Here is a 26,149-nt window from a genome sequence, read left to right on the forward strand (position 1 = left end):
GTTTGTCCTAAAATTGCCATATCGCTTTCAAGCCGGGACGATCGCTCAGTTTATGCCGAAGAACTTTCTTTTTGGTGAAGAAACGGATAAACTGAAGGGTAGAGAAATAACTGGATGAGAGGAAGAGTGGATGTGCTGTACCGCAACATAGGCAAACCTATATTTTTTAGACTGGACCCCGAAAAAGCCCACCACCTTGTGGTTGGCGGCCTTGGACGTGCCTCCGGCGTGGTCGGCGCAGACGCTGTCATGCGGGGAATGTACGGTGTAAACGAAACGCCGGATTTGGCAGTGGACCTGTTCGGGCTTCATTTCCCGACGCCGGTCGGACTTGCCGCCGGGTTGGACAAAAACGCTCACGCCGTCAAAGGCTTCTCCTCCATCGGCTTCGGATTTATGGAAGTAGGCACGGTAACCCCGAAGGGACAACCGGGCAATGAACAGCCGCGATTGTTCCGGCTTCCTCCGGATGAGGCGCTCATCAACCGGATGGGCTTCAATAACGAAGGGGCCGAGGCCATGGCCAAAAGGCTGTCCGCACTCAAGGAACGCCGCATTCCGGTTGCCGTCAACATCGGGAAGAACAAGGCGACGCCAAACGAGAAAGCCAACGAAGATTATGAAGCTTGCATTCAAGCTTTATTTCCGTATGGCGACTTTTTTGTTGTCAACATCAGCTCGCCGAACACGCCGGATTTGCGCAGCCTTCAGCATGGAAGCGAATTGTCATCCCTGCTGGAAGCCGTCATGAACGAAATGTCGCGGCAGGCGAAGATCCATGGGGGCGAGAAGGCCGTTCTGGTGAAGATTGCGCCGGACGTGAGCGATGAGGAGCTGGAATTCATGGTGGATACGATCAGCGCCAGCGGTGTTTCCGGCATTATCGCCACGAATACGACGCTTTCGCGGGACGGCCTGACGCACAGCAACGCCAAGGAAACCGGAGGCCTGAGCGGCAAGCCGCTGCGGAACCGCTCGACGGAGATCGTGTCGCGGATCTACAAGCAAACCGGCGGTTCGCTTCCGATTATCGGATCCGGGGGGATTTTTACGGCAAGGGACGCTTATGACAAAATACGCGCAGGCGCAAGCCTGGTGGAAATTTATACAGCACTTATCTATGAAGGGCCGGAGGTGAACCGCAAGCTTCATTCCGGTCTCCGGGAGCTGCTTGCACGGGATGGCTTCAGCCATATTTCCGAAGCCGTCGGCGCTAATCATCGGTAAAGGGGTAAAGACAGGAGGCAAGGCGATGGACGTTAGAGACTGGGGGACATTTTTGCTTCCGTATGAGCAGACCGTTGAGGAATTGAAGGTCAAATTCAAGACGATGCGTTCCGAACTGAAAAAAAGGGAGGAATACGCACCCATCGAATTCGTAACGGGTCGGGTCAAACGGATCTCGAGCATACTGGACAAGGCGAAACGCCTCAATGTGCCGATGGACCAGTTGGAAACCGGGATTGAGGATATCGCAGGCATTCGCATTATGTGTCAATTCGTGGAGGATATTCGGCGGGTGGCCGAATATATCCGGGCGCGGAAAGACCTGACTGTGCTATATGAGAAGGATTACATTACCAATTTCAAAGAGAGCGGCTATCGGAGCTTTCATATGATCATTGAATATCCGGTGCAAACGGCTTTGGGGCAAAAGAAAGTACTTGCCGAAATTCAGATCCGCACGCTGGCCATGAATTTCTGGGCTACGATTGAGCATTCCCTTAGCTACAAGTACCGTGAAAGCCTGCCGGATGACATTCGGGCGCGGCTGAAGAAGGCCGGAGAAGCGGCCAATACGCTGGATACGGAAATGTCGAGCATCCGTGAGGATATTTTGGAGGCGCAGCGGAAGTTCGAGGACGATTCCAATATTACGACGCAGGTGCTGAACGCCATACACAAGCTGTACTTTTTCCATCTGGTCAATGAAGCGATCGCATTCCAGAGCCGCTTTAATGCGATATGGCAGGATCATGACATGGATGAGATGAAGGTGCTTCTGGACGAAGTGAAGGAGCTGCTGGCGGCAGCCAAGAAGAAAGTAAATGAAGATGAGCTATGAGCCGCTATATGTCGCTTACCTCGTCTATTTCAACCGGGACCGGGACTACTTCGAATGCCATGAGGTGTTGGAGGAGCTATGGCTGGAGCGGGATCGCGATCCCAGGTACAAGGGGCTGCTGCAAGTGGCAGTCGGGCTCTTTCACTTCCGGAACAACAACGTACGAGGAGCATACAAGATGTTCACAAGCGCCGCCTCCCGGCTCGAAAGCTATCCCCGGGATGAACTCGGGATCTCGATGGGGAAGCTGGTGGGCGAGGTGCGGGACTACGCCAAGCAGCTGTTATCGTATGACGTTCATCCGTTTCCCTATAGGGATCTGACGATCGAAATTGGGGATACGGAGCTGAAGCGGGCGGTTTTGCTGGCATCGGAGCGGATCAAGCCGAACATACCGCAGCGGCGCAAGCCGGAGCGGGCACATGCCAAGTAGCGCCGAGAGAATAAGTGAAAAAAGAGCTGCCCGTCTGTAGAAGGATCTACGTGTGGGCAGCTCTTTTTTTGTATGATCATGCGATGGATCAGGACTCGGTGCCTTTATATTTGTCATCGATGAACTGTTTGATTTCCTCAACGGATTTTCCTTCGTCATGGAGCCGTTTGGCATCCTGCAGCTCGGTCAGGCAGATGCCGCACTGGGCACCATGGTCCGTCCATTTGACTTCGCCGTCCTTGCTCTCGGCGATGAAGCAGCGGTGAAGGGAATCGTGATAGCCGGTCTCCTCGTCCATGCAGCCGCAGTAGCATTTGATTTCCTTGATAATGTCCTCAAGTTCTCCGACCGTGGCATAGGTTGCTTGCGTATTGTCGGTATAATTGGACAGAAACTCCGGCATCACCGTCAGGCTGGCCGTTGTCTCGTATCGTTCGGAAGCGGCGCCGTGCTGATGGCTTGCAGCGGATTCTTTGCCGCCGCATGCGGTCAGCAGCATGCCCGATATGACGAAGGTAAAGAGAATGGCGCGGGTGCGGTTCATTTCGTCACGCTCCCTTTGTATTTATCCAGGAATTGCTTGAAGTCGTCGATAGAGTAGCCTTCGCTGGAACCTTCCGGTTTCAATCCGCCGACCATGCGTTCCTTCTCTACGCCGTTCTCGAAATAAACGAGCGTCGGGGTGAACTCGATGTTGTATTCTCTCCAGCCCTCCTGATACTCGCGGAGATTGTACTGGTGCATCGTAATGCCGGCGTCATCGGCCAATGGCATCAATTCCGGGGTTGTCGCCCGGCAGTGCGGACAATCGGAAGCAAAGAAGTATACGAAGAAGTTCTCTTTGTTGTCGACCTTGCTCTTCAGCTGATCCGGCAAAACGATTTGCTGATAATTCGGATCATTAAGGAGCTCCTGTGTAGCCGGGTTCAGGCTGGAGACCTTCTTGCCGCCGTATAAATCGCTTGCTTCGCCTTGACCGTTCAAGAAAACGAGTGCGGCAACCAGCAGTACGAAGACCCCCCCGAAGGCGTATAACGCGGTGTATTTATTCTTTTTTTTGCGGTTCATGGATCCACCCCCTAATGAGTAATAATAAACAAGGACTTGTCCTTTTTAATGTAGTTTATTATACAATATTAAAAGTCGCAGCGGAACATGCGAAAGTTCGCTTCGGCTGTGCGAACATACACTTCAAACCGATACGATACAGAACAGGTAGGTACTTAGTATGGCATTACGTCTGCCTTCGCCGTTTCTGGCGAAGATGAAATCGCTGCTCGGCGAAAACTATGACAATTTTATGAAGTCTTATGAACAACCCCCGTTTGCCGGCATTCGGGTGAACACGCTGAAGATCGGCAAGGCCGATTTCTTGGAAATATCCCCTTTTGCCCTTGCGCCCATCCCCTGGTGTCCAACCGGTTACTATATTCAGGAGGGGGAGCGCCCGGGGCGGCACCCTTACTATCATGCAGGGCTTTATTATATCCAGGAGCCGAGCGCCATGGCTCCCGTCGAGCTGCTTGATGTTACGCCGGGCGACCGGGTACTGGATTTGTGCGCCGCTCCCGGGGGCAAATCCACGCAGATTGCGGCGAAGCTGAAGGGGCAGGGGATGCTGATCAGCAATGATCTGCATCCGGACCGCACCAAAGCGCTGGCCAAAAATTTGGAGATGTACGGCGTGCGGAATGCCGTGGTGCTGAATGAAGAGCCGGAGCGGATTGCCGGGGCTTTTCCCGAATTTTTCACGAAAATATTGATAGATGCTCCATGCTCCGGCGAAGGGATGTTCCGCAAAGACGAATCCATGCTGAAGTACTGGGAGGAATCGTCTCCGCTCAAGTTTGCGGAGATGCAGCGGGACATCCTGAAATCGGCGGCAGCCATGCTCTGCCCGGGAGGCCGGCTCGTGTATTCCACCTGCACCTTCTCGCCGGAAGAGAATGAAGGGATGGTGGCAGAGTTTCTGAGCGAACATCCGGATTTTCGCGTGGTTCCGGTGGATCATTCGGAATTCTTTTCCCCGGGAGAAACGGACTGGATGGCGGGCCAAGGAAACGTGAAGGACGATGTGCTGGGACAGCTTGCCGGTACCGCCCGATTATGGCCGCATAAGGTCAGAGGCGAAGGGCATTTCATGGCCGTGCTTCAGCGGGAAGGCGAGCTGGACCTTCGGGAGGCCGAGAAAGACCAAGCTCCTTGGATCCAGACAGGCAGGCTGGGCCACGGTTCGCTTGCTGTCTCCCCGCGGACCGACACAACCCGAGAGCGTAAAGGGAAATCCGCTCTCCGGGAAGAGCGGCCGGGAAAACTCGGGAGGGGCAGCAACGGCGCTTCGCGTCAGCAGGCATCCCGCCGAAGCGGAGGAGATCGTCAGTCCAATCCGATTTCGCTCGACCCGTTCCAGGCCTTTATCCAAGAGCTGTACGTAAAGCTGCAGGGATATCCCGTTGTCTACGGCAGCCATGTGTACGTATCTCCACTGCCGGAGGAGCGTCTGAAGCAGCTGAAGGCCATCCGTCCCGGATGGTACATGGGACAGCTGAAGAATGAACGGTTCGTGCCAGGGCATCCTTTGGCCACGGCGCTGCAAGCGGATGAGGCCGCCCGGCATGTGAGCCTGTCTTCCCAAGACGGCGAAGCGGTTCGGTATTTGAAAGGGGAAACCTTGTCGATTCCGGAGGAACGCGTGATGTGCCGGTCGGGTGCTGAAGCGAAGGGTTATGTGTTAGTGTGTATAGACGGGTATTCGGCCGGCTGGGGCAAATGGCAGTCGGGCATGTTAAAGAACGAGTATCCGGCAGGATGGAGGTGGACATCGGTATGAGTGGCAAAGGCAGGACAACGCAAAGATTGGACAAGGTGCTGTCCAATCTGGGATTCGGCTCGAGGGCCGAATTAAAGAAAAAAGCGAAGCAGGGGAGCATCGTCGTCAACGGAACGGTTACGAAGGATCCGGGAAAACATGTGGATCCCTACACGGATATCATTGAGTTTGAAGGGGAAACCATTCAATACCGGGAGTACGTGTATCTCATGCTGCATAAACCTCCGGGCGTCGTCTCGGCAACCGAGGATCTGCGCGATCGTACGGTGCTGGATCTGCTGGATGCGGAATATCGGGTCTTCGAGCCGTTTCCGGTGGGCAGGCTGGATAAAGACACGGAAGGACTGCTGCTGCTTACGAATGACGGCAAATTGGCCCATGAGCTGTTGTCGCCACGGAAGCATATTCCCAAGACCTATGAAGCGACCGTAGAGGGCCGCGTGGACGAAGAGGATGTGCGCCGGTTTGCCGCAGGAGTCACATTGGATGACGGTTACGTAACCTTGCCCGGAGAACTGGCGATCCATTCCCATGAGGAAGGGGAGGACGGGGTCCAGTTGTCCCGCATCTCGCTGACCATCCATGAAGGCAAATTTCATCAGGTCAAGCGGATGTTTGAGGCGGTAGGCAAAAGAGTCGTGTATCTCAAAAGAATCAGCATGGGCGAACTTCGATTGGATGAACATCTCGAGATCGGAACTTACCGGGAGCTGACCGAGCAAGAACTGGCTTTGATCGGAAGAGCCGGATCAGAATAGAGAAATAGAGACTTAAAGGATGGATGGAGAATGGGATACAAATTGGTTGCGCTTGACGTAGACGGAACGTTGCTGAATGATCATCATGAAATTACGGAGAAGACCAGGAATTCCGTGATGGAAGCCGCAAAACAAGGGGTAGAGATCGTGCTGTGCACGGGCAGAGGGCCGCTGAATTCGATTCCTTTCATGAAAAGCATGGGTCTTGGCGGTTATGTCATCAGTCATAACGGCGCGGCAACGGTCGAAGTGGAGACCCATCACATCGTGCATCAGTTCGGCATGGACCCGGGTCAGCTGGAACCCTTCATGCAATATTGCCGTGAGCACGGGGTGCATTTTGACGTGAATACCGCCTTTGAGATGTACGTGGACCAGGTGGAGGAACTTGCCGGACCGGTACGTTCGATGTACGAAAACTATTTGATGCTGCCAAGCAACCTGCCGTCATGGGAGGAGCTGTCGGACCCGGTCGTGAAATTCACGGTATTCGGCGAATCCGCCGATATCGACCGCGTTTATGCGGATTGGAGCAAGTGGACCCTGCCCTTCAACATGCTGCGAAGCGGCGAGTTCTTTATCGACCTGATGCACAGCCAAGCATCCAAGGGAAATGCGCTGAAGCAGCTGGCAGCCAAAAGAGGCTATCGGCCGGACGAAGTGCTGGCCATCGGCAATTACTTCAACGATATTACGATGTTCACCTACGCAGGCATGGGCATTGCGATGGATAATTCGCCGGTAGAGGTCAAGGCCGCCGCCAATGCGGTAACGGCTTCGAATAACGAGGATGGCGTACACGAGGCGCTGGTGAAATACTGCTTGTCGTAAAATGAAAAAGGGGCTGTACTCCTGCATGCTGGTGCAGAAGAGTACAGTCCCTTTTTACGAAATGAATCAGCAAGCACGCAATCGTCTGCTAATTTGATCCATTGACCTTATCGTAGGCCGAATGTAATTTAAAATCGTATCCGCTGTAACGACAGTCTTTCACCGTTCGCCACTTTAGGGGGGTTAGAGAGGGGCGCTACTTGGGATTGCGCAGGCCCTTGGGCAGGTGATTCTTGAGCTGGCCGCCGCTGGCTTTGCCCCAGCCGAGGGGGAGCCCGTCCGTGGTCACCAAAGTCCAGCCCCGATATTCGGAAGGAATGGTGAGCACCTCTCCCCGCAAATAAGCAGCCGTTTCGGCAGAATCTGAAGGCAGGTCCCAGCTTCTGGCAGCTTGGCCTGGATTCAAGGACATGGCGAGGGCGTGAGCCGGCTCGATCCGATTCTTCTTCAGATGGGCCAGATGAAGGCCGGCGCGCGGCATCTTCAGCCCCTTCAGCTGATTGTCGTGCCAAGGGACGCTCTCGCTGACCGGCAGCCAATATAATTCTTCGCCGAACAATATCGGCGTGCCGCCGCCAAGCTCAAAGCCGGGGAGGTCCTGCTTCGCCCAGTCTTGAAAGTCGGCCAGGGCGGAAAGCGCAGGAACCTGTTTGCCGCCCCGGTTTGATTTGGCCTGAGCCTTGCCGCTGTTGGTAAAGGTTTCCTGATCGTCGCTGTAAGCCTCGGCCGCCGGCGTCTTGACCAAGATGGCAACAAAATGCCCTTCGCCCCGTTCCAAATGTGGCCACAAGCGCTTCATTTGCTGCAGCTCCAAGTCGGGATACTGCAAGAGCATGCGCTCGATCATTTCCTCATTTTCCGCCGTGTTGAACGTACAGGTGGAATACGCCAACGTTCCGCCTGGCTTGAGCATCCGGTAAGCCTCCTGGACAATGTCCCACTGCCGCGCAACACACAGATCCACGTGTTCGGGCGACCATTCGGCAATCGCAGCGGCATCCTTTCGAAACATGCCTTCACCGGAGCATGGCGCATCTAGCATGATCCGGTCAAAGCAGGCAACGAAACGGCGGGATAGCTGATCCGGTGCCGCACTCGTAACGACGGTATTCGTTATTCCCATACGTTCCACGTTCTCGGCCAGAATGCGCGCCCGTTCGGGGTGGATCTCGTTGGAGACGAGCAGTCCCCGGCCCATCATGTTCGAGGCGATATGGCTTGTCTTGCCGCCGGGAGCGGCCGCGAGATCCAGGATGGTCTCCCCGGGCTGAGGATTCAGCAGTTCCACCGCGGACATTGCCGAGGGCTCCTGAATATAATATAGTCCGGCGGCATGATAAGGATGCTTGCCTGGACGAACGCTCTCATCATAATAGTATCCGGTATCACACCAGGGCACAGGCGTCAGCCGGAAGTCCCGGATGAGTTTTTTGACGTTGTCTGCGGCATGAGCCGCTTTCAGCCCGTTAAGACGCAGCCCATGGGTGCGGGGCGAATCGTAGCTGTCCCAAAAGTCACACGAGGCATCCCCAAGAATTTCGTTTATGCTGGCGACGAAACCGACAGGCAATAGTTCCTTTCCCATTCGTTAATAGCTCCTTCTTTAGAAATAAGGTTCATGTTGCTGCGTTAAGGCAGTTAATCCCTGTTCAGAGCTAAAATATCTTCTTTTGTCTCTAAGGAATCGGTCATTAGTTTATCACGTTGCCGCAGGGGGAGTAAAGAAATGTCAAGCAAAAAAAAAAGACCGCCCTTTCATATCGTGGGCAGTCTGCACCAGGGTTACCCGGCGGATTCCGTTGGTTCGGTGGATGCGGTTTTGAGGGACCGGTAATCGGATACCTTGTTTTTGCCGGTCGTCTTGGAATGATACATGGCTTTGTCCGCTTGTTTCATCAGTTCATCGCCCCGAACGCCTTTGCGCAGCACGCTGTATCCGATGCTGATGGTTACGATGCTCTCGCTCGCCACTCGGGCTCGGATCTTCTCGGCGACCTGCGCGGGTTTGGCTTTGCGGTCAACGACCAAGGCGACCAATTCCTCGCCGCCATACCGGCCCGTAATTCCGATGCCTTCAAGCTCTTCCTCCATGATGGCGGCGACCTGCTTCAGCACTTCATCGGCTCTGGCGTGCCCCTGGGTATCATTCAGCTTCTTGAAATTGTCGATGTCGCAGAAGATGGCGGATATCTTCAGCTCCTGCGCCGCGTAATGGTCCAAATGCTTCATAAAGTGCCTGCGGTTGTAAAGCCCGGTTAATCCGTCCGTAATGGCGGACCGGTAAATGGACTGCATCAGCTCCACGATGCGCCTGAACAGAATGAAGAACACGATGCTGTAAAAGAGCACAGGCAGCGCGAGCGCCAGTCCCTGAAGCGCAGGCGACAGGCTGCCGGAATAGGTATGTACCGCTTGCAGAATCGTCCAGATGACGTAAACGGCAAGCCCGAGCGCGTATTTGATCGGTTGTCCGATCCTCGGGGTTACTTGGGTGTAGGCCAGGTAGAGCGCAGCGAGCTGCAGCACGTCAAAATATATGCTTTGCCATATCGGGTCTAGGGTGTATGGAAGGAATGAGGGAAGCATGAATGGAAGCATAAGCAGTGCGGCCGACAACAAGGGAAGCCAATAATGCATGGTTTTGATTTTGCGGTACAGCATGACGACCGAGATGTTCAGCAGAACGAACGAAAAAAGCTGGATGAAACGCAGAACGTCCGACTCCGGTGAGAAAACAGGTTTTCCCGTCCATGCCGAATGGATGTTCAGACCCTCGTATGTCATAATGAAGAAGAAAGCTGCCGCCATATATAGGTAAGCATTCTTGCGTTGCTTGCTGTACATAAAGAGACACATGATCAGCATCATGAGAGCGATATAAGCTCCGCACACGGCAAATATGGTGGGTAGTGGAGAAGTGGACCAGTAGTTCAATTCATAGGACAAATCGATTCACTCCTGAATAGGGATAGGTTTCCTTTGCATGAAACATATGTTCTAATATATCATATCGAAAAAGAATCTGAAAAGAGATTTAGAGAAAGGGGGATTCCCCATGAAACTTCTTCAGGCATTATTCTTCCCTCCTGAACAGCCGGGCGGCGTCTCGTCCATGATTCCATATTTGCAGGAGCGCTTTCATTCCTCCCGGTGGGAGATGGAGATGTTCTGGCTGCCTAAGCGGATCCGCAACAAAGGCCAGGAGGATCCGATATTCCACACGTTTGATTGGAGAGAGTTCGAAGGGAGCCCGATCGTGGCCAAATACCTTCAAACCTACCGGGATTATCTGTGGTGGACCCGTCTGCGCATTCAAAAGCCTTATGATCTTATCCATAGTCATCATCCGATCGCAGGCATGTCGATGAAAGCCGTATTCCCCGAGGTGCCGCTCATCCAAACCGTGCACTCCAGTTACGAGCGCGAGCTGATCCTCAACGGAAGAATCAAGGAGGGAGGGCTGGAACACCGGTTCCTGGTGTCTTTGTACAAGGAACTTGAGCATATCAGCGACCGGCTGCTGACCGTGTCGAACTCCTTCAAGGCGTATATGTCTCCCTACGTGAACACGCCCGAATCGATCGGCGTCATCCATAACGGATTCGATGATAAGAGATTCAAGCCCGTTCCCCATGAAAATGCGGTGCCTCAGCTGATTACGGTATGCCGTCTGGTGCCTGCAAAAGGATTGGATATTCTGCTCCAGGCCTGCGCGGAACTGAAACGGAAGGGATATGATTACGTCCTTCATATTATCGGCGACGGACCTTCCCGCCAGGAGCTCGAGGAGATGGCCAAAACGCTGGATATCTACCAGGAGACGATTTTTTACGGCTATACGCTGCATCCGGAGGAGTTCATGCCGTTCTTTGACATCTTTGTCCTGCCTTCGAGAGCAGAGGCGTTCGGATCGGTGTTCGCGGAAGCGGCGCTCAGCTGTCTCGCCCTGGTAGGGACCGACGTCGGCGGCATCGCCGAGCAGATTGAGGACGGGGTCAACGGTTTGCTTGTACCGCCTGAAGATCCGATGGCGCTCAGCGTGGCGCTCGAGAAGGTTATCAGCGATCCGCTCTATCGTTACGAGCTGGCCCGGACCGCTTCGGATAAGGCAAAGAACCAATACTCCTTGTCCAGATCGGTGAACGAACTTAAAAAAATGTATTTGAAATTTCAACCCCAGATAGAGAGTTAGGGATCAGTTATGGCTTCTTTTCGATTTATTCACGCTGCGGATTTGCATCTGGACAGTCCGTTCATCGGAATCAGCGGACTCGATGAGGATCTGCGGTCATTCGTTCAGGAATCGACCTTCCGTGCGCTGGAGCGGCTTGTGCAGCTCGCCATCGGGGAGCAGGTTGATTTTATCGTCATCAGCGGAGACGTCTACGACAGCTCCAACATTTCGCTGCGGGCCCAGCTTCGCTTCCTGGATTCCCTCAACCGCTTGGGGCGGGAAGGGATCGCGGTTTATGTGATCCACGGCAATCATGATCCGCTCGACAGCACGAAGCTGTCCATGACGCTTCCCTCCCATGTCCATGTGTTTGGGGCGGAGCCTGCAGCCGCAACGGCTGTTCGCCGTTCGGACCATCAAGAAGTGGCGGTCATCGCCGGCATGTCGTATCCGACCTCGAAGGTCACGGATAATATTGCGATCCGCTATCCTGCTCCTACACCGGGGCTCTATCATATCGGACTTCTGCATGCGAACGTGGACGGAGATCCCCAGCACGAAACCTATGCTCCCTGTACGAAAAGGGAGCTGGTTCAGGCCGGATTCCACTACTGGGCGCTCGGGCATATCCACTCCCGCCGCACCCTGCAGGAATCTCCTTATATCGTATACCCGGGCAATATCCAGGGACGCCATGTCCGGGAGACGGGCCCGAAGGGGTGTTATGTCGTCGATGTGGATGGCAGCTTCAACACGAAGCTTAGCTTCCATGCGCTCGATTCGATGCGATGGAACATCGTTGAAGCGCCTATCGATGCTTGCCGGGATGTCGACGAATGGCGACACTCCCTGGAGTCCATCCTCACCGAAACAGCCAGAGCGAACACGGATCGGCTAAGCATGATCCGCGTTCGGATCACGGGACGAAGTCCGGTTCATCGTCAGCTAGAGGGCGGATACGTGCTGGACGAGCTGCTGACCGATCTGCGGAGAAGAGAGGCCGCAAAGGGCAAGACATGCGGCTATCGGGGCTGCGTCTGGATCGAGAGCTTCTCGCTTCAATCCGGGGATGCGATCGATACGGAGAGGCTGTTGGCGGAAGACAGCTTTACGGGGGATTTGCTTCGTCTTATCCGGAAGGAGCAGGAACGAATTCATGATTCGGAAGGGGTTGTTGCCAAGGGTTTGGAGCCTCTTATGGAACATGCGGAGATCCGCTCGTTGCTTGATGAGACGAGTCCGGAGGAAATGCTGGATTGGGTTCGCAGGGCGGAGGAACTGACCTTAGGGTTATTGCTGCGAGACCGTTCGCGAGAGGAAGGTGCCGGAAGATGAGGCTGGAACGGATGAACATACAAGGTTTCGGAGCCGTCCGGGACATGAGCATTTCCATCGATGCCCCTGTAACCGTGCTGTATGGACCGAATGAAGCGGGGAAGAGCACCGTCCTGCATTTTATCAGCGCCATGCTCTACGGGTTTCCGGGCAAGGGCTCGCCGGCGGAGCGCGGAGAGCCCTCCGGTGAAGGCGTTCACGGAGGCGAGCTGCGTTTTCTTGATAAGGAGGGGATACCCTGGGTAGTCCGGCGCTATAACCGGTCCAGGGAAGGGAATGCCGCCTCCGGCAAGGGCGAACGTGTACATATTCATAAACAAGGGGATAACGGGCTCGTGATTGAGCTCGGGCAGCAGGAGCTGGAACAATACGCCTTGGGCGGTGTGTCCAGGGACATGTTTCGCCAGCTGTTTGCCATCTCGTTAAGCGAACTGCAGGAAATCCGCAGTCTGCAGTCCGCCGAGATGAGCGGCTACCTGTTCCATGCCGGGATCGGCGGCGGAGCCAACATCCTGGAGGCCGAACGCAAGCTGTCCCAAGAGATGGATAAGCTGTATAAGCCTCGCGGGAAGGTACAGCAGACCGCCAAGCTGCTGCAATCCATCGAGGATTTAAGAACCCGGGTCGCAGACAGCCGGGCTTACGTATCCCGCTATAACGAGGTCGTAAGCTCCATTCTGGAAATAGAGCGCCGTTTAAACTTGCTGGAACAGGAACGTGCCAGGACTGGCGAGGATTTATCGCTGCTTCGCAAAGCGCTGGACATCCGTCCGGCTTGGCTGGAATGGCAAGAGGCCGGGGTGGAATTGAAGGATCTGATGGACAGCAGCCATTTTCCCCCGGATGGAATGCCCCGTTATGAAAAGATGCTGGAGGAAGAGCGGGTCCTTCTTGCCCAGTCCATCCGCGTTGAGCAGGCGATCGAGGATGCGGAGGATAAGCTGGAGGCTCTACCCGTTAACGATTTCTTGGAACAATACGGTGGGCGGATGGAGGAGCTGTGGGCAAAACGAAGTCTACATGAAGCCGGGAACCGCGAGCTTGCCGAGCTTACGGCCGAATATAAAGCTCAGGAAAACCGGCTGGAGCAACTGCTCCGGGATATCGATCCGGCATGGACCCGGCAAGAGCTGCTGTCGTTGCCGGTGTCCGCCTCAGACCGTGAGGAGGTAAGGCGGATCGGTGCTGCCTTTGCCGGATACGATCGCCGGATGGAGGCGCTGTTCATTGAACAGCGCGGGGCCCAGCGCTCGGCGGCTGCAGCCGAATCGGCGCTGCGGGAAGCAAGGCGGCAGCTGCGCGAGGAGTCGGAGCGGGGCCGGGAGGCCTTTGCGATGATTAAGCCTGCTGCGCCGCAGGAGACGGCTGCGCTGTGGAATCAGCTGCAGCTGGAAATTGAACGTTGGCGCGAGCGCAGACTGTCCGGTGCCGGGCCCGTCTCTGTTTCGACAGGCCGGCCGGGGAAAGGACGCCTCCCCCGGGTGTATGCAAGGCTGCTCTCGGGCATGGCGGTCATGACGCTGCTCCTTGCTGCCGTGTTGTTATGGACGGGAGCCGCGGAAGCCGCCGTGGTCTCGGGCATCGTGATGCTGCTTGGGATGGGATATATATACTGGAGCGCTCAACGCGGGCGCGAGATTCAGGATGAAGCTTCGGAAGGCACTTCCATGCTGGACGGGCAGGGAACGGAACATGTGGACCATCTATACTCCAGTCTGGTCTCCGCTCCCTATGCCGCGGCAACAGGGAGCTCCATTCCGGGCAGCCGAAGGGATCGAAACGCTGTTTTGACTCGTGACCCCCTCATGGTGGAGGCGAGAATGCGCGAGCTTCGGTCCGTGATGGAGGGCTGGCAAGCCTGGCGGCAGCGGCTCGATCGATTGACGTCAGATTGTGCGGCGGCTGAGGAGAAGTCTGCCCTGCAGGAGGCCGAATTAAAAACGATCCATAGCGCCATCGAGCAGGAAGAGAAGCGGTATTTGGAGCTGGAACGGCAGTGGGAGTCCTGGCTGGTGTCCCGGTCACTCCCGCAGAGTCTGTCGCCTGACGTGATGCTGGATGTATTCGTGAAGGTTGAGCAGGGCCAGGAGCTGATCCGGCAGCAAAAATCGCTTGGTCTGAAAATGGATGTCCTGTTAAGAGAGGCCGAGGATTATATCGTCCAATGCCATGAGATCCTTGCGGCGGATCCCGAAGCCGACCCTGACGGCAACCGAAATCCGGGCGTGGCTGAGCTTAGCGGCATCCATTCCCGATGGAAGGCGTACCAAGAGGATTCCAGGCAGCGTAAAGTGCTATCCGAGCGCATCCAGGAGCTGCGCAAAGAGGCGGCAGCGATGGAAGAGGAGCGGGAAGGGCTGCGGCAGCGCAAAGCGGCATTACTCGCATCGTCCCGATCGGCGGACGAGGAGACCTTTCTTCGCATGGGAGCTGCCGCCAAGCGCAGGGAGGAGCTTGTCCGAACGATTCGCCATCATGAAATTACCATGTTCAGCGGATGGGATGAAACGGGCCGCAGGCGGCTGGTGCAGCTGCTTGAGCTCACCGACGCTGCCGAGCTCGAAGCTCAGTGCGTCGAGAAGGAGGAGGCCGCATCGGCCGCGCACAGCCTAAGGGACGAGCTGCAGGAACGGCGCGGGCGGCTGCTTCAGGAGAGGGAGTCGCTGGAATCGGCGGGCAATCAGGATTCGGCCCTGCAGCAACTGGAGGAGCATCGATCCGCCCTGCGGGAAATCGTGTCCCAATATGCGGTGCGTTCGATGGCCTCCGAGTTTATCAAACGAACGAGGAGGATATACGAGGAAGAGAAACAACCGCAGGTGCTGCAGCTGGCTTCCCGGTTCTTCTCGATGCTGACCGGCGGTGTGTACAGCAGGGTTGTGATGCGCTTGGGAGACCAGAGCCTGTTGGCTGAACGCCCGACGGGTGAGCTGGTGGAGAGCAGCCGATTGAGCCGGGGAACGGCGGAGCAGCTATATTTGGCCATGCGGCTCGGGTTGATCCAATCGATGCCGCATGCGGCGGGTCTGCCGCTGCTGCTTGATGATCTGTTCGTTAATTTTGACGGCGATCGGCTGCGGCATGCGCTCGGGGCTATCTCGGAACTGTCCCGTAACCGGCAGGTTGTCATGATGACGTGTCATCGACATGTCGCCGAGCAGACGATGGAACTCATACCGGATGCACGGCTCATTCCGATGCAGCCATAAGATAGGGCTCCCCAAAGGAGGCGTTACGACCTTTGGGAGAGCCCTTTTATTTCCCCCTGATTTCAGGTGTTCCGAATAAAGTCAGCCGGAGCACCCAGAGCAGGCACAATCCCCCGAACATCGGATAGAGCAGAGAGAGCAGGGAGCTGAAGCCGAACTGGCTGAAGAAATAACAGAACACCATGATGCCAAGGGTGATCACTCTCGGGGAGAGCGAGGTTCGCTGCTGAACCTGCAGGGTGATGCCGTAAATATTGGCAACGAAGGTGCTGAAAATTTCAAGGAAGATCAGGATGAGATAGATGATCTGTACAAACCAGCCCAGCTGGTTGGCGATGCTGCCCATCGGAATCTCGTACTGGCTTATGCCGGGCATATAGGCGGACATCGCAAAATGCGCCGCCATCAGCATAAACCCTACGCCCGTCCCTCCAATGATGCCCCCCCAGGTTACGGTTCGCGCGCTTTCGGTCTGGCTGCCGAGCGGGACCAGCACCGGCATGGCCATCACCAGGTTAAAGGCGGTGTAGAGCAGCGGCGCAAGCCAAACCGAAGGCAAGCTGTGGTCGGTGGTCAAGGTTAAGAAACGGGTGGCGCCCGGGGACTGAAGCGTTTGAGAGATCACCGCCACCGATAAGGTCAGCATCATGGGCACGACGAGACTGTTCATCGTCATGATGGACTGGATGCCTTTTCTGAGAATAAAAAAAGTCCCGATCATCGTGACAAACAATCCGGTCTGATAACTCAAATTCAGGTGCTCCACAAACACGGAACCGGCACCGGCAAGCATGATGCTGTTCACCCCGAGCAGAATGACAAACATGAAGAGGCTGATCCAGACGCCGGCTTTCTCGCCAAACAGGAATTTGTTCAAATCCTCAAAGGATTTGGCTCCGATCCGCCTCGATATCGTCATGATTTTCGTGCCGAGCCAGATGAATAATCCCGTCGTAAGCACAATGGTCAGTGTAGCCCAGTGGCCGTACTGGGTAAAGAATTGAAGGATTTCACGGCCGGTAGCAAAGCCCGCGCCAACGACGGTTCCGATATATGTAAAGGCGATCTGTAAAACACGTATAAAATTACGCAAGCCTCGCGTCCCCCTTGAAAGTTAATCGTTCTGCATAGTACAAGGTATGCTTGGCTGAGCCGGGACATGACTTCTACCTGTCCAAGGCCTGCTACTGGAGGGGATTTGGAGGCATAGCGCCAAACAGCGGAAAGCTATGTCAGGAATTATGACGGGAACTAGCAAGTTAAATGACGGAGCATCCGTTTGTACTTGCCGTATAGGGAGGAATATGTTACTTTTACGACAAAGGAATCATGGGAGGTCTTTGGGATGGATTGGTTAAAGGAGCGGATTGTTAAAGAAGGCGTCGTGTTGTCGGATCAGGTGCTGAAGCTGGATGCCCTGCTGACGCATCAGGTTGATCCGGCATTGATTATGGATATGGGCCGGGAATTTGCTGCGAGATTTAAAGAGAGCGGCGTGACCAAGGTCGTTACGCTGGAATCTTCGGGCATATCGGTTGCCTTTGCCGCAGCGCTTGAATTGGGAGTCCCCATGGTATTCGCCCGTCGCAAAAAAACGCTGCTCGCCGATCCAGACGCCTTATGCGAGCGGGTGCCGTCTTTCACCAAAGGCATTGTCACGGATATCATGGTGTCGCGCCAGTTTATCGGCGAGGGCGATAAAGTGCTCTTCATCGATGACATTATTGCAAACGGGGACGCCGCGAGAGGGCTGATCAAAATCATTGATCGGGCCGGGGCGGAATTAATCGGGCTTGGCGTCGTGATCGAAAAGAGCTTCCAAGCCGGGGCGAGAACGCTGCGCGAACAGCATGTTCACGTGGAATCGCTTGTCACCATATCGTCGCTTGAGGATGGGAAGATTTCGTTCAGCTAAAACTTAGGGTCTCCTTAGGCTTGTCTTCGACCGATTGTCACGGGCTGGGTCTTAGGTCATGAACGGTTGTACCCTACTCTAAACGAAGAGAAAAAATGGTAAATTGAAGTAAATGATAATGCGATTTCCGCCTAAAATCTCAACTAAATCTTTTCGCCTCCGTGATTTTCGCTTATAATAAAGAGGTAGGCAAGAGAGAGGAGGCAGCAACATGGGGAAACAACCTGTAACCGAGCCGTTTTTGATTGAGAAGCTGAATGAAGCGAAGGTACATTTTGAACGTGCTTTGGATTGTAAACATACGGAGTTTGATGATCTATATCCCTATATGATTGAACATCCTCAGTTCTTCTGGTACAAACGCTATGTTGCCTGGTCAGAACTGCTGACGATTGCCGGATTGTGCGAGGAGGTTTCCTTCGAATGGAAGGACCAGTTTACGCCTCAGCAGGTCGAATATATCGAGAAGCGCGTCATGTCTTCCACCGTGCTGGATTATTGGTACGAGAAGAATGATAGCATCGAGCCGGCTCAGCGTTAATGGGTATATAGAACATCTCTTAATCGGGGTGTTTATCGATATCGCAACGCATTCAAAAGACCTAAATGATCTCATTTAGGTCTTTTTTTGCACAGTAAGTGATGAAGGAGGAATGGCGATGATCAGTGATGAAAGACTCGATGAACTGCGGCTCTCCGGCGAGCTGGTCCGGGTTGTGCGGGATGGGCTGGAGACCAATGATATTATAGGGTTCGTCGTAGCCTGGGACCCGGAGCAGGTTATCATCCGCCGCAGAAACCGGCGGGTCGTTAAACTGGATCGGCGCTACAGCTACCAGCTCAAAAAAGAGCCAAGAGTCAGCCCGGTCGAAGAATAAGCATAGATCTCGAATTCGTAGGACAACTTAACCTCGGAACTATTTTTACGGGAAGAGGTGCTTTTGGTTATGGAAATGTCCAATGACAAGGTCTCGGCATACAAGAATGAAATTCTGAATTTGAAGCAGAGCATGCCGGACATGGCAGAAGCGTATCATCAGTTCACCGGCGTTTGCTTTCAGGATGGCGAGCTGGATGCGAGAACGAAGCAACTGATCGCGCTCGGGATCGGATTGTTTGCCAACAATGAGCTGTGTACCTTCTACCATATGGAGGAAGCCCGTGCCAAGGGAGCCTCGGATGCTCAGATCATGGAGGCCGTAGCCGTGGCGTCTGCCGCCAGCGCGGGACATGCTCTCTCGCAGGGACTGACCCGCGTGCAGCATAACCTTCATTGATCTGTGATAAAAAATAACCGTCTCTCCCGCAACGCTTGTACAGCCGGGGAGGCGGTTATTCTTTCGTTTAAGGAACGGCGATGTTAGCGCGCGAAAGCAGCGGCGGGAGGATGGGCTTGCTCGGAGGAATCGCTCTCGGGCGGAACCAGTCCGAGATACGCTCGCATGCGATCCATCATCTCCTCACGGAAGGATGGCCATAGAATGTTCATCGATCCGATGTACCCCCGGCAAGCATATCGTGCCTGAATCCCGTCTTGGCTTTGACCGATGTCATATACCTTGATCGCCCGCTTGGTGAATTCCTGCTTCACCTCGCGAAGAAGCACTGCAGCACGTTTGGCGCCGTTGCCCACAACCTCTACGTACAATTGAGGAGTTTTGAAAACCCCGCTCTCCTGAATGATCCGGCAATCCCGTTCAAACACCTTATGAATGAACATCAGCAGCAGGTAACTCTTGATCAACGCCCGTTCTTCCGTTGTAACAGCCTGTATGGCCATCAACATCACCGCCTTTATATAGAAAATGGATATCGAATGGGAACTTATGTTCTTATTTTAACCGAAAACAAGGTTTTTAATCAAGTTCAAAAAAAGTGTTGACTCGATTTATTTAGCGTGATATTATATATCTTGTCGCCGCTGATAAGAGCTTGGCTCAAAGGTGAACAACATATATGCGGTCGTGGCGGAATTGGCAGACGCGCACGGTTCAGGTCCGTGTGGGCTTACCCCCGTGGAGGTTCGAGTCCTCTCGACCGCATCTAATGAGAGAGCTCGTAAACTGTTCTTGCAGTTTACGAGCTTTTTTGCTTTGGAATTCTTGGGACAGTGCGATGCAATCGATAGTCAATGCGGCACAGGCCGAAAGTACTGCGCAGCTCCCGGCGCTGCAACGAATAAGAAAGCCCAACGGTCTTACCGTGGCCGGCAATTCTCTGCAATTCGTCGGAAATGCGCTGCAGGTGATTGCGGGAGCGGAGGGTTCCATCGGAATGCGAACAAGACGTTTTCCTGCGATGCGAAAGCGTTTGTTTCTATTTTCTGGCGCTTTAGAAAACTCTTGTGCCGGTCCATGCCGAATACAATCATTTATGCTTGTACTTACATATTTGAATGGATTTTCTCAAACAATACGGATAGGTAAGGCTATCCTGAGAATGAGTGGAAAGGGGCGTAACAATGCGGAAAAGATATAGAATATCGGTCGTCTTGCTGTGCATGGTATGGGGGATCGCGAACGGAGCACAGATCGGTTACGGGGCGGGGGTGGTTAGTGCAGCTGATTCGTTCAACCAAAACCCAGAACCCCAAAACGTGCACGAAGAATCCGGTCGCAGCAGATCCGTCCAGGAAAAGAAGCCGAATAAGCTGGCCGTCATTATCGATGATTTTGGCAATGATCAGAAAGGGACCGAGGAGATGCTCAATCTGCCTGTCAAAATCACGGTAGCCGTTATGCCGTTTTTGCCGACGAGCAAGAAAGATGCCGAGGCCGCGCACCGTCAGGGGCATGACGTCATTATTCATATGCCCATGGAGCCTAAGCAGGGCCGGTCTTCTTGGCTTGGACCGGGTGCTATCTTAAGTTCGCTCACCGATGAGGAAATTCGCAAACGCATGGAAGAGGCAATTGATTCGGTTCCTTATGCCGTTGGGATTAATAATCACATGGGCTCCAAGGTTACCGGGGATGAACGGGTCATGTCCATCGTGCTCGACGTCTGTAGGGAGAGAGGACTGTTTTTCGTCGACAGCAAAACGAATTACTACAGCGTGGTCGGCAAACTGGCAGCATCGAGGGGAATGCCTTCCATCGCCAACGATATCTTCCTGGATGACGTTCATACCGTACAGCATGTAAGCAAGCAGCTGCAGACCGCGGCGAAGCATGCGGAGGAGAGAACTTCCTGCATTGCAATCGGCCATGTTGGTGTATATGGAATCCGGACGGCAGAGGCGCTAAAAGGCGCGATCCCGGAACTGCAAAAGAAGGTGGAGTTCGTCGGGATCAGCGATCTCGTCAGGGAGCGCTCGAGCTGGCGGCCTGATCCGTTGGGCTCGTATTAGATTTCCATGAGCTCCCGAAACAGGTGCGCAATCGTGGAGTAACGAGTGAAGGTCCAACCGTTGAGATCATCCGAGACCGGGTATAAGTATAAAAAGAACGGCCTTCCGCGCAAGAGTCCCGGTGATTCCGAGATTCATGCTTGGAAGGCTGTATATATGTTGCATTTCGCTGTTTTACCGGATGCGGGCATCGGTGAGTTTGAATTGACCTACTAACTGCTGCATCGATTTCGCTATGGCTTCGACATTGCCGGAGGTGTACCTTACGCTTTCAATTTCCTGCGACAGCTCCTGCACTTTGCTCTCCACATCCTTGGAAATCTTTCGGTTCTCCTTGCTGACCGAAGCGATTTTCTCCATCAGCTGAACCACTTCATCCACGGCCTGATGCTTGCGCAGATCGTCTTCGGCTGCGGCGGCAAGCAGCTCGGAAGCCGCGGAAACCAGCAGGTTTCCTTCTTCCACGACCCGGGTCCCTTCCTTCATCGATAGCACGGCGTGCTGGGCGTCCTGATAGATATGGCCGATAATCCGGTGGACCTCTTCCGTGGACTGTCTGGTCAGTTCGGACAGCTTGCGGATTTCGGTTGCAACGACGGAAAAACCTTGTCCGTGTTCTCCAACCCGTGCGGCTTCAATGGAAGCATTCAGAGCCAGCAAATGGGTTTGGGAGGATATTTGTTCGATCGCGTGCAGCACGCTTGTAACTTCCTGAACAGTTCCCATGAACGTGCGAATGGTCTGATTCGTTTCCTCGACTTTTGCAGAAATATGAGACATCTTATCTCCGATCCGGACGACTTCGTTCTTTGCCACATCAATCTGCTCATTCGCTTGGCGTTCCAGCTGGCGGAGCGTCTCCCGCATCCGTTCCGCGCTGTCCTTAACGGCATCGATATCCTGCAGCTGGCTGCGCATGCTGCGGATCATCTCGCTAATGTTGCTGCTTACACGCTGTGCGGAAATAACGGTGACGGCGGTGGTGTCGTTCATTACCTGTTGGCTGGAGGATACATCGCCTGCCGTTAACTTCACCTGCATCATGATGCTTTCCAGCGAATCGATCATATTGTTGATCCATTTGGCTAATTCGCGCGTTTCATCCTGATCGAATTGGCGGGGGTCCAGCCGCTGCGTCAGATCTCCGCTGCCTTCGGCATTCATGCGGATGAAGCGGTTGAGGCTGCGTAGACGATCCGCGATTCGCCCGATTTCTTTACGGCCGACCAGGGAAGAGGTGAGAAGGCCGGTGACCAAGCAGGTTAACCCTCCGGCCGTGGCTGCCAATGCAGGAGATAAATAAACAGCCGTAATAAAAACAATGACTGCCGTCAGGAGGCTCGAGACAAGGGTAGACAAGCCATGGAGTTTGGCATGTCTGAAGCGGATGCCGCGAATCCGGTAAACCTCTTCGAGATCCCCTTCGCACATCATCCCCCAAACATCCGGACAATGGGGCAGGCGGAACGTCACGCCTTTGCCGATCACCGGAATGTGGCGGTAATCGGAATAACCGGGGAAGTCCACGAACAGATTGCTTCCGTTTGCGATGGTGTTGGCTACGCCTGGATGAAGCTGACCCGTTGCCGGGTCGGTGAACATCAGCTCCAGCTCCGTATGTTCGTGAACCGATACGGTCCCCCAGTCTGTCGTGATGCCGTCCTTCAGGTTCTCGCCGTGCGTGAAGGTCCGGTCTTCAAACCGGCTTCTGGAAAGGGCCGTGCCCGGAGCAATATGTCGATTCATCTCGGGCTTGGCCATGAATATATAGTTGTCGCCGGAATCGGGATAGACGTGGCCGGATTCCCTCTGAATTAAATCCCCGATCACGTCGTTTGGCACCCGGCCGCAAAGGATACCAGCGAACGTATCGTTCACGTAAATGGCATTCATGAACAGCAGCGTCATTTTGTCGTGAAAAGCAGAGGAGCGGGGACCGATAGTGAACGTGACGGAATCCGCATACGGCCCGAAGAGCAATTTGCCGGTATCCGAGCCGGCGAGATGAATGATTGCGTGCCCCAATGGACTGCTCTTGCTGTAGCGGGTTCCAACATGCGAAGCGTATGTAGAGTGCGTGACCTCACCCGAAGGGTTCAGCAAGAATAATTCCGTGAAATCGGCAGCGCGCGAATACAAAGCGGAGAAGAGCTGCTCCTGGTTCAACGGGGCACTTGTAGAGAAGGGATGAGGATGCTTGCCGCCGACTGTTGAACCATGGGGCTTGTCCTTGTTCAACTGCTCCTTCAGTCGGTCCAGATGCCCCCAATATTCATGGCTCCAGGAGAACAGCAGCTCTTTGCGCGTCTCGGCAATGCCTTCGAATATGTCTTCGATGTCTTCCTTCAATTTACGATTCAGACGCCATGAAATCCAAAGCGGAAGTCCTTGGCGATACCCAAGCCAGTCAAACATAGCGATCTCCCCCAATTCCCATTCGATTCATCTATCTTCAAGTATATGTTAGATATACTAGCATAATTTTCGGGAAATTTGACTAAAAATTTTGAAAAAAATGATGCTTTTTTCATATTGATGTTAGTTTTTATGACATAAATATGGGTTTAAAGGCCTGGAATCAAGATTCTGTAGCCAGACACCCAATAAAAAAACAGCTCCTATTTAAAGAGCTGTTAAATAACTTATAATCCCGTCAGCAATGGCTTCGGCAATCATCATTTGGCCGTTCCGGCTGGTCAACAATTCCCTGTCCTCGATATTGCTGAGGAAGCCGGTTTCTACGATGACGGCAGGTACTTGAGTTTGATTGAGCAGATAATAAGGCTTGCCTAACATGATGCCATTGTTGCTGTGATATACCAAATTTAACTGTTCCTGAATGGTTTCCGCGAGCAGGGTGCTGCGCCCCTCGGATTGGTGAAGAACAATCCCCCCTCGCCTGGAGGCCTTTTTCCCCCAATTCACGTGAACGCTGACCACCAGCTTGGTCGGGATTTCGCTGCTGAGCTGCTTGCGCTGCGACAGATCGCGGAGATGCCTGGAGGAGCTTCGATGCCAGCGGTTATCGTCGCTTAGCGCGTAATCGGCGTCGCGATTCAGCACGGCATGATACCCTTCCTTGCGTAGCAGCATGAACAGTCTGCGTGAAATGGCCAGATTGATATCTTTTTCGAGAATGTCCCCATACGACGTTCCGCCGTCGATTCCGCCATGGCCCACATCGATCAGCACGACATCATGTGCAAATGGGTGGAGGTGTCTAAGTTGTGATTGGTCGATTTCCCGTCCAGAGGAATGGGTTGATTCCGGCGTTTCGGACATAAGCTGGGCTGCCGGCATCACATTCGGATGAACGGCTCGAGCTGGGAGCTTTAGGTCTTGCTTCTTCGCTGGGCTTGCTTCCGTGACAGAACCGGGGAGTACCAGCGTCAAGAGAAGCAAACATACCCCTGCTGACTTAATCATGATGGATTCCTTCTTTCACGTAAAAATTTCGGCTTTATTAGAATGTGCATTAGACGGAAAAATCATGCCGTTAAACAGGAGTCTAGAATCGGCCGGAATGGAGCACACTGATACTGGGATGGATAAACCATAAGGAGTTGATTCGTATGGCAAGCGGAGATGAATTGATCAAATATATAACCGAACGCGTGGTTAACTATATAGATACACCTAGGGAAATTCGGCGCAAGGCGAAGGTGAAGGAATCCTGGACCACTAGGTGGTTTGGCATGATTCCGTTCTCCATGTCGCTGTGGAAAGACGACGTATCCTCCAAGCGCAAAAAAAGGCGAAACTAAAGCCGTTGCTTATTTGCTGTTTGTTTCCTTAATGGAGCCAGCGATTGGACACAAGAACCCTCTGGAGAGAGCGGCCAGACTTGAGCATGTTTTTGCATTGTATTGGCTGGCAGTTGACGCTTGGAAGTACGGAAGCACGCACTGAATAAAAGACGTAAAACAACGAAGGACGCGGGCCCTGAAAAAGGGGCCGCGTCCTTTTGTCCGTCATGGGAGCTGAATAAATGAGACCTTATGGTTTGTTTCGCATGAATGACGGACTTGTTATCCTATTTACTTTCGCTTTCGCGTCATTTGGGTTGGGCATAGAACTGGCCTTGTCCGATCAAGCGGGATGCCGGCAGGAAGCGGAGGGTATCCGTGTCCCGCAATGGAACCGACACATAGAGTGCATCCGGATGCCTCTGAACCTCAGTCGACCACCGATGCCACCCGTTTAAGGTAAAAGGAGCTCCGTAAGCGGCGTTGCTTTTTTTGGACTTGAAGATCAGGCTGGAATGATCCTGCAGTAGATTACGCAGATCGGCACTGCTGTGGGCCGTTAGATTGCTTGAGGTCAACCACAGCAGATTATCGTAAGGATCCCGGGAATCGCCGGCTGCAATAGTTGGCGCTCCGGCAATCCAGCGAGCGGATGAAGCCACCAATCCCTTGCTTGCCGCCGGCATTGAAGCCGATACCGGCTTGACCGCCTTCGTTGTATGCTTGAATTCATCGGGAAGAACTTCGCTATTCAGTGCACTGATATAAACCGGTTTCTTGCCCGGCAGCTGAACCTGCCAAACAGGGGATATGTCATACAGTTTGCGCACGCTGCTTCCCTTCGGCAAAGATCCGCCAGCCTTCAGAAGTCCCTCGGCCGCAAGCCGTTCATTCAGCAGTGCTTGACTGTAGGGAAGGGTGGAGCCGATCCCGTATTCGCTCAAGATATATCCACCGTCTTCTCCTGCGCTGATAATCATGTAGCCCTGAGGCAGTCCCTGATCGGAAATCGTGACCAGCCAGCCGTGCGTGCCCGGACCTAGTGGGGTGAATTCCAGCTCTGCCCCGTCCCAGCCAGTAAATGGCACATGCACCGACAGTTGATCCACGGTCTGTTCTGTAAAGTCTACCAAACTTTCCGGCACTTGAGCGTGGGTAATGCTGTGAGCGAGGCTGGATGCAGGTTGGACTGCAGGCAGAGAGTTTGCCGCAAAGACGGTGCTCGCTGGAGTGGGGTTGCCTGCTTCACGAGCCGCAGCCATGCCTGCCTGCGGGTGGATCGTGCTGAACCACAGGAGGGCCGTTACGATGACGGAGGCAGACCACCTTCGATATTGGATAAAGCGTTTGTTGCCGATTGATTTAGGTTTGCGCATATTGTCCTTGTCATCCCGGTAATGGGGTTCCATGTTCCACAGCTTCAAATCGCTAACCGCCTTTCCTTGGCCCTTACGCGCCATGGATGTGATGGAATCATCATATCGGACAAGCTCTGCAAAGGCTG

24 protein-coding genes and 1 tRNA gene are annotated in these 26,149 nt (G+C 54.0%); 16 read left to right on the forward strand and 9 right to left on the reverse strand.

Features of this window, described 5'->3' with window-relative positions:
- The first annotated feature begins 132 nt into the window (after positions 1 to 132).
- From BMX45_RS09475 to BMX45_RS09485, 3 genes are read left to right on the forward strand one after another with little or no spacing between them, the layout of a single operon-like run.
- Complete coding sequence (locus BMX45_RS09475) at positions 133 to 1,227, forward strand: quinone-dependent dihydroorotate dehydrogenase (protein WP_175495077.1); 1,095 nt, start codon at positions 133 to 135, stop codon at positions 1,225 to 1,227.
- Positions 1,228 to 1,252: 25 nt separating this feature from the next.
- The gene (locus tag BMX45_RS09480) at positions 1,253 to 2,065 is read left to right on the forward strand and encodes a GTP diphosphokinase (protein WP_090909434.1); all 813 of its coding nucleotides are present in this window, start codon (positions 1,253 to 1,255) and stop codon (positions 2,063 to 2,065) included.
- Entirely contained in the window at positions 2,055 to 2,498 is a 444-nt protein-coding gene (locus tag BMX45_RS09485; RefSeq protein ID WP_090909553.1) for a DUF309 domain-containing protein, read from the forward strand. The genes BMX45_RS09480 and BMX45_RS09485 overlap by 11 nt, the downstream gene beginning before the upstream one ends.
- Positions 2,499 to 2,586: 88 nt before the next feature.
- On the opposite strand, the gene BMX45_RS09490 is transcribed toward BMX45_RS09485, so the two are convergent.
- Together BMX45_RS09490 and BMX45_RS09495 are read right to left on the reverse strand one after the other, a co-directional pair.
- Positions 2,587 to 3,042 (reverse strand): PCYCGC motif-containing (lipo)protein, encoded by a 456-nt coding sequence (locus BMX45_RS09490; RefSeq protein WP_090909435.1) that lies wholly within the window; start codon positions 3,040 to 3,042, stop codon positions 2,587 to 2,589.
- Positions 3,039 to 3,566 (reverse strand): thioredoxin family protein, encoded by a 528-nt coding sequence (locus BMX45_RS09495; protein WP_009594843.1) that lies wholly within the window; start codon positions 3,564 to 3,566, stop codon positions 3,039 to 3,041. Before BMX45_RS09495 ends, BMX45_RS09490 begins: the two co-directional genes overlap by 4 nt.
- Before the next feature lie 160 nt (positions 3,567 to 3,726).
- Between BMX45_RS09495 and BMX45_RS09500 the strand changes: the two genes are divergently transcribed.
- From BMX45_RS09500 to BMX45_RS09510, 3 genes are read left to right on the forward strand one after another with little or no spacing between them, the layout of a single operon-like run.
- Positions 3,727 to 5,328 carry an RsmB/NOP family class I SAM-dependent RNA methyltransferase gene (locus BMX45_RS09500; RefSeq protein WP_090909436.1) on the forward strand — a complete coding sequence of 534 codons (1,602 nt, stop codon included), beginning with the start codon at positions 3,727 to 3,729 and terminating at the stop codon, positions 5,326 to 5,328.
- On the forward strand, positions 5,325 to 6,086 hold the full coding sequence (locus tag BMX45_RS09505) for a pseudouridine synthase (protein ID WP_090909437.1): 762 nt from the start codon (positions 5,325 to 5,327) through the stop codon (positions 6,084 to 6,086). Before BMX45_RS09500 ends, BMX45_RS09505 begins: the two co-directional genes overlap by 4 nt.
- A 30-nt stretch (positions 6,087 to 6,116) precedes the next feature.
- On the forward strand, positions 6,117 to 6,917 hold the full coding sequence (locus tag BMX45_RS09510; protein ID WP_090909438.1) for a Cof-type HAD-IIB family hydrolase: 801 nt from the start codon (positions 6,117 to 6,119) through the stop codon (positions 6,915 to 6,917).
- Between the two features lie 196 nt (positions 6,918 to 7,113).
- Here BMX45_RS09510 and BMX45_RS09515 read toward each other — a convergent pair whose 3' ends face one another.
- Entirely contained in the window at positions 7,114 to 8,502 is a 1,389-nt protein-coding gene (locus BMX45_RS09515; RefSeq protein ID WP_090909439.1) for an RsmB/NOP family class I SAM-dependent RNA methyltransferase, read from the reverse strand.
- 197 nt (positions 8,503 to 8,699) lie between these two features.
- Positions 8,700 to 9,863: a GGDEF domain-containing protein gene (locus BMX45_RS09520; protein ID WP_015736666.1), complete on the reverse strand. Its 1,164-nt coding sequence runs from the start codon at positions 9,861 to 9,863 to the stop codon at positions 8,700 to 8,702.
- Between the two features lie 109 nt (positions 9,864 to 9,972).
- Here BMX45_RS09520 and BMX45_RS09525 point away from each other — a divergent pair, with 109 nt between their 5' ends.
- The 3 genes from BMX45_RS09525 to BMX45_RS09535 are packed head-to-tail and all read left to right on the forward strand — an operon-like array spanning position 9,973 to position 15,635.
- Entirely contained in the window at positions 9,973 to 11,109 is a 1,137-nt protein-coding gene (locus tag BMX45_RS09525) for a glycosyltransferase family 4 protein (RefSeq protein WP_090909440.1), read from the forward strand.
- 9 nt (positions 11,110 to 11,118) lie between these two features.
- On the forward strand, positions 11,119 to 12,426 hold the full coding sequence (locus BMX45_RS09530) for a metallophosphoesterase family protein (RefSeq protein ID WP_090909441.1): 1,308 nt from the start codon (positions 11,119 to 11,121) through the stop codon (positions 12,424 to 12,426).
- A gap of 11 nt (positions 12,427 to 12,437) precedes the next feature.
- The gene (locus tag BMX45_RS09535; protein ID WP_254778003.1) at positions 12,438 to 15,635 is read left to right on the forward strand and encodes an AAA family ATPase; all 3,198 of its coding nucleotides are present in this window, start codon (positions 12,438 to 12,440) and stop codon (positions 15,633 to 15,635) included.
- A 46-nt stretch (positions 15,636 to 15,681) separates the two neighbouring features.
- Here BMX45_RS09535 and BMX45_RS09540 read toward each other — a convergent pair whose 3' ends face one another.
- Positions 15,682 to 16,728 carry a YkvI family membrane protein gene (locus BMX45_RS09540; protein WP_090909443.1) on the reverse strand — a complete coding sequence of 349 codons (1,047 nt, stop codon included), beginning with the start codon at positions 16,726 to 16,728 and terminating at the stop codon, positions 15,682 to 15,684.
- Between the two features lie 252 nt (positions 16,729 to 16,980).
- Between BMX45_RS09540 and BMX45_RS09545 the strand changes: the two genes are divergently transcribed.
- The 4 genes from BMX45_RS09545 (at position 16,981) to BMX45_RS09560 (ending at position 18,827) form a co-directional block, all read left to right on the forward strand.
- Positions 16,981 to 17,550: a xanthine phosphoribosyltransferase gene (locus tag BMX45_RS09545; RefSeq protein WP_090909444.1), complete on the forward strand. Its 570-nt coding sequence runs from the start codon at positions 16,981 to 16,983 to the stop codon at positions 17,548 to 17,550.
- A 211-nt stretch (positions 17,551 to 17,761) separates the two neighbouring features.
- Positions 17,762 to 18,091 carry a hypothetical protein gene (locus BMX45_RS09550; RefSeq protein WP_090909445.1) on the forward strand — a complete coding sequence of 110 codons (330 nt, stop codon included), beginning with the start codon at positions 17,762 to 17,764 and terminating at the stop codon, positions 18,089 to 18,091.
- 118 nt (positions 18,092 to 18,209) lie between these two features.
- Positions 18,210 to 18,428 (forward strand): hypothetical protein, encoded by a 219-nt coding sequence (locus tag BMX45_RS09555; RefSeq protein ID WP_090909446.1) that lies wholly within the window; start codon positions 18,210 to 18,212, stop codon positions 18,426 to 18,428.
- A gap of 69 nt (positions 18,429 to 18,497) precedes the next feature.
- Positions 18,498 to 18,827, forward strand: coding sequence for a carboxymuconolactone decarboxylase family protein (locus BMX45_RS09560; protein ID WP_090909447.1), 330 nt, complete (start codon positions 18,498 to 18,500; stop codon positions 18,825 to 18,827).
- 83 nt (positions 18,828 to 18,910) lie between these two features.
- Here the strand turns inward: BMX45_RS09560 and BMX45_RS09565 are convergent, their stop codons facing one another.
- Positions 18,911 to 19,330: a YhjD family protein gene (locus BMX45_RS09565; protein WP_090909448.1), complete on the reverse strand. Its 420-nt coding sequence runs from the start codon at positions 19,328 to 19,330 to the stop codon at positions 18,911 to 18,913.
- Between the two features lie 178 nt (positions 19,331 to 19,508).
- Here BMX45_RS09565 and BMX45_RS09570 point away from each other — a divergent pair.
- Positions 19,509 to 19,592 (forward strand) — tRNA-Leu (locus BMX45_RS09570).
- Positions 19,593 to 20,011: 419 nt separating this feature from the next.
- On the forward strand, positions 20,012 to 20,899 hold the full coding sequence (locus BMX45_RS09580) for a divergent polysaccharide deacetylase family protein (RefSeq protein ID WP_090909450.1): 888 nt from the start codon (positions 20,012 to 20,014) through the stop codon (positions 20,897 to 20,899).
- A gap of 174 nt (positions 20,900 to 21,073) precedes the next feature.
- Here the strand turns inward: BMX45_RS09580 and BMX45_RS09585 are convergent, their stop codons facing one another.
- Positions 21,074 to 23,314, reverse strand: coding sequence for a methyl-accepting chemotaxis protein (locus BMX45_RS09585; protein ID WP_090909451.1), 2,241 nt, complete (start codon positions 23,312 to 23,314; stop codon positions 21,074 to 21,076).
- Between the two features lie 207 nt (positions 23,315 to 23,521).
- Positions 23,522 to 24,325 carry an N-acetylmuramoyl-L-alanine amidase gene (locus BMX45_RS09590; RefSeq protein WP_090909452.1) on the reverse strand — a complete coding sequence of 268 codons (804 nt, stop codon included), beginning with the start codon at positions 24,323 to 24,325 and terminating at the stop codon, positions 23,522 to 23,524.
- 146 nt (positions 24,326 to 24,471) lie between these two features.
- On the opposite strand from BMX45_RS09590, the gene BMX45_RS09595 reads away from it, so the two are divergent.
- Positions 24,472 to 24,663, forward strand: coding sequence for a YqzE family protein (locus BMX45_RS09595; RefSeq protein WP_090909453.1), 192 nt, complete (start codon positions 24,472 to 24,474; stop codon positions 24,661 to 24,663).
- A 290-nt stretch (positions 24,664 to 24,953) separates the two neighbouring features.
- On the opposite strand, the gene BMX45_RS09600 is transcribed toward BMX45_RS09595, so the two are convergent.
- Positions 24,954 to 26,105 carry a hypothetical protein gene (locus BMX45_RS09600; RefSeq protein WP_090909454.1) on the reverse strand — a complete coding sequence of 384 codons (1,152 nt, stop codon included), beginning with the start codon at positions 26,103 to 26,105 and terminating at the stop codon, positions 24,954 to 24,956.
- Positions 26,106 to 26,149: the final 44 nt, after the last annotated feature.

Origin of the sequence: Paenibacillus sp. cl141a (assembly GCF_900109305.1) — a bacterium.
GTDB lineage: Bacteria > Bacillota > Bacilli > Paenibacillales > Paenibacillaceae > Paenibacillus_AQ > Paenibacillus_AQ lautus_A.

Excerpts from the sequence above, each read along its gene's own strand:
- BMX45_RS09480 (WP_090909434.1), top strand. The coding sequence starts at position 1,253 with ATGGACGTTAGAGACTGGGGGACATTTTTGCTTCCGTATGAGCAGACC.
- BMX45_RS09485 (WP_090909553.1), top strand. The coding sequence starts at position 2,055 with ATGAGCTATGAGCCGCTATATGTCGCTTACCTCGTCTATTTCAACCGG.
- BMX45_RS09490 (WP_090909435.1), bottom strand. The coding sequence starts at position 3,042 with ATGAACCGCACCCGCGCCATTCTCTTTACCTTCGTCATATCGGGCATG.
- BMX45_RS09495 (WP_009594843.1), bottom strand. The coding sequence starts at position 3,566 with ATGAACCGCAAAAAAAAGAATAAATACACCGCGTTATACGCCTTCGGG.
- BMX45_RS09500 (WP_090909436.1), top strand. The coding sequence starts at position 3,727 with ATGGCATTACGTCTGCCTTCGCCGTTTCTGGCGAAGATGAAATCGCTG.
- BMX45_RS09505 (WP_090909437.1), top strand. The coding sequence starts at position 5,325 with ATGAGTGGCAAAGGCAGGACAACGCAAAGATTGGACAAGGTGCTGTCC.
- BMX45_RS09510 (WP_090909438.1), top strand. The coding sequence starts at position 6,117 with ATGGGATACAAATTGGTTGCGCTTGACGTAGACGGAACGTTGCTGAAT.
- BMX45_RS09515 (WP_090909439.1), bottom strand. The coding sequence starts at position 8,502 with ATGGGAAAGGAACTATTGCCTGTCGGTTTCGTCGCCAGCATAAACGAA.
- BMX45_RS09525 (WP_090909440.1), top strand. The coding sequence starts at position 9,973 with ATGAAACTTCTTCAGGCATTATTCTTCCCTCCTGAACAGCCGGGCGGC.
- BMX45_RS09530 (WP_090909441.1), top strand. The coding sequence starts at position 11,119 with ATGGCTTCTTTTCGATTTATTCACGCTGCGGATTTGCATCTGGACAGT.
- BMX45_RS09535 (WP_254778003.1), top strand. The coding sequence starts at position 12,438 with ATGAACATACAAGGTTTCGGAGCCGTCCGGGACATGAGCATTTCCATC.
- BMX45_RS09545 (WP_090909444.1), top strand. The coding sequence starts at position 16,981 with ATGGATTGGTTAAAGGAGCGGATTGTTAAAGAAGGCGTCGTGTTGTCG.
- BMX45_RS09550 (WP_090909445.1), top strand. The coding sequence starts at position 17,762 with ATGGGGAAACAACCTGTAACCGAGCCGTTTTTGATTGAGAAGCTGAAT.
- BMX45_RS09555 (WP_090909446.1), top strand. The coding sequence starts at position 18,210 with ATGATCAGTGATGAAAGACTCGATGAACTGCGGCTCTCCGGCGAGCTG.
- BMX45_RS09560 (WP_090909447.1), top strand. The coding sequence starts at position 18,498 with ATGGAAATGTCCAATGACAAGGTCTCGGCATACAAGAATGAAATTCTG.
- BMX45_RS09565 (WP_090909448.1), bottom strand. The coding sequence starts at position 19,330 with ATGGCCATACAGGCTGTTACAACGGAAGAACGGGCGTTGATCAAGAGT.
- BMX45_RS09580 (WP_090909450.1), top strand. The coding sequence starts at position 20,012 with ATGCGGAAAAGATATAGAATATCGGTCGTCTTGCTGTGCATGGTATGG.
- BMX45_RS09585 (WP_090909451.1), bottom strand. The coding sequence starts at position 23,314 with ATGTTTGACTGGCTTGGGTATCGCCAAGGACTTCCGCTTTGGATTTCA.
- BMX45_RS09590 (WP_090909452.1), bottom strand. The coding sequence starts at position 24,325 with ATGATTAAGTCAGCAGGGGTATGTTTGCTTCTCTTGACGCTGGTACTC.
- BMX45_RS09595 (WP_090909453.1), top strand. The coding sequence starts at position 24,472 with ATGGCAAGCGGAGATGAATTGATCAAATATATAACCGAACGCGTGGTT.
- BMX45_RS09600 (WP_090909454.1), bottom strand. The coding sequence starts at position 26,105 with ATGGCGCGTAAGGGCCAAGGAAAGGCGGTTAGCGATTTGAAGCTGTGG.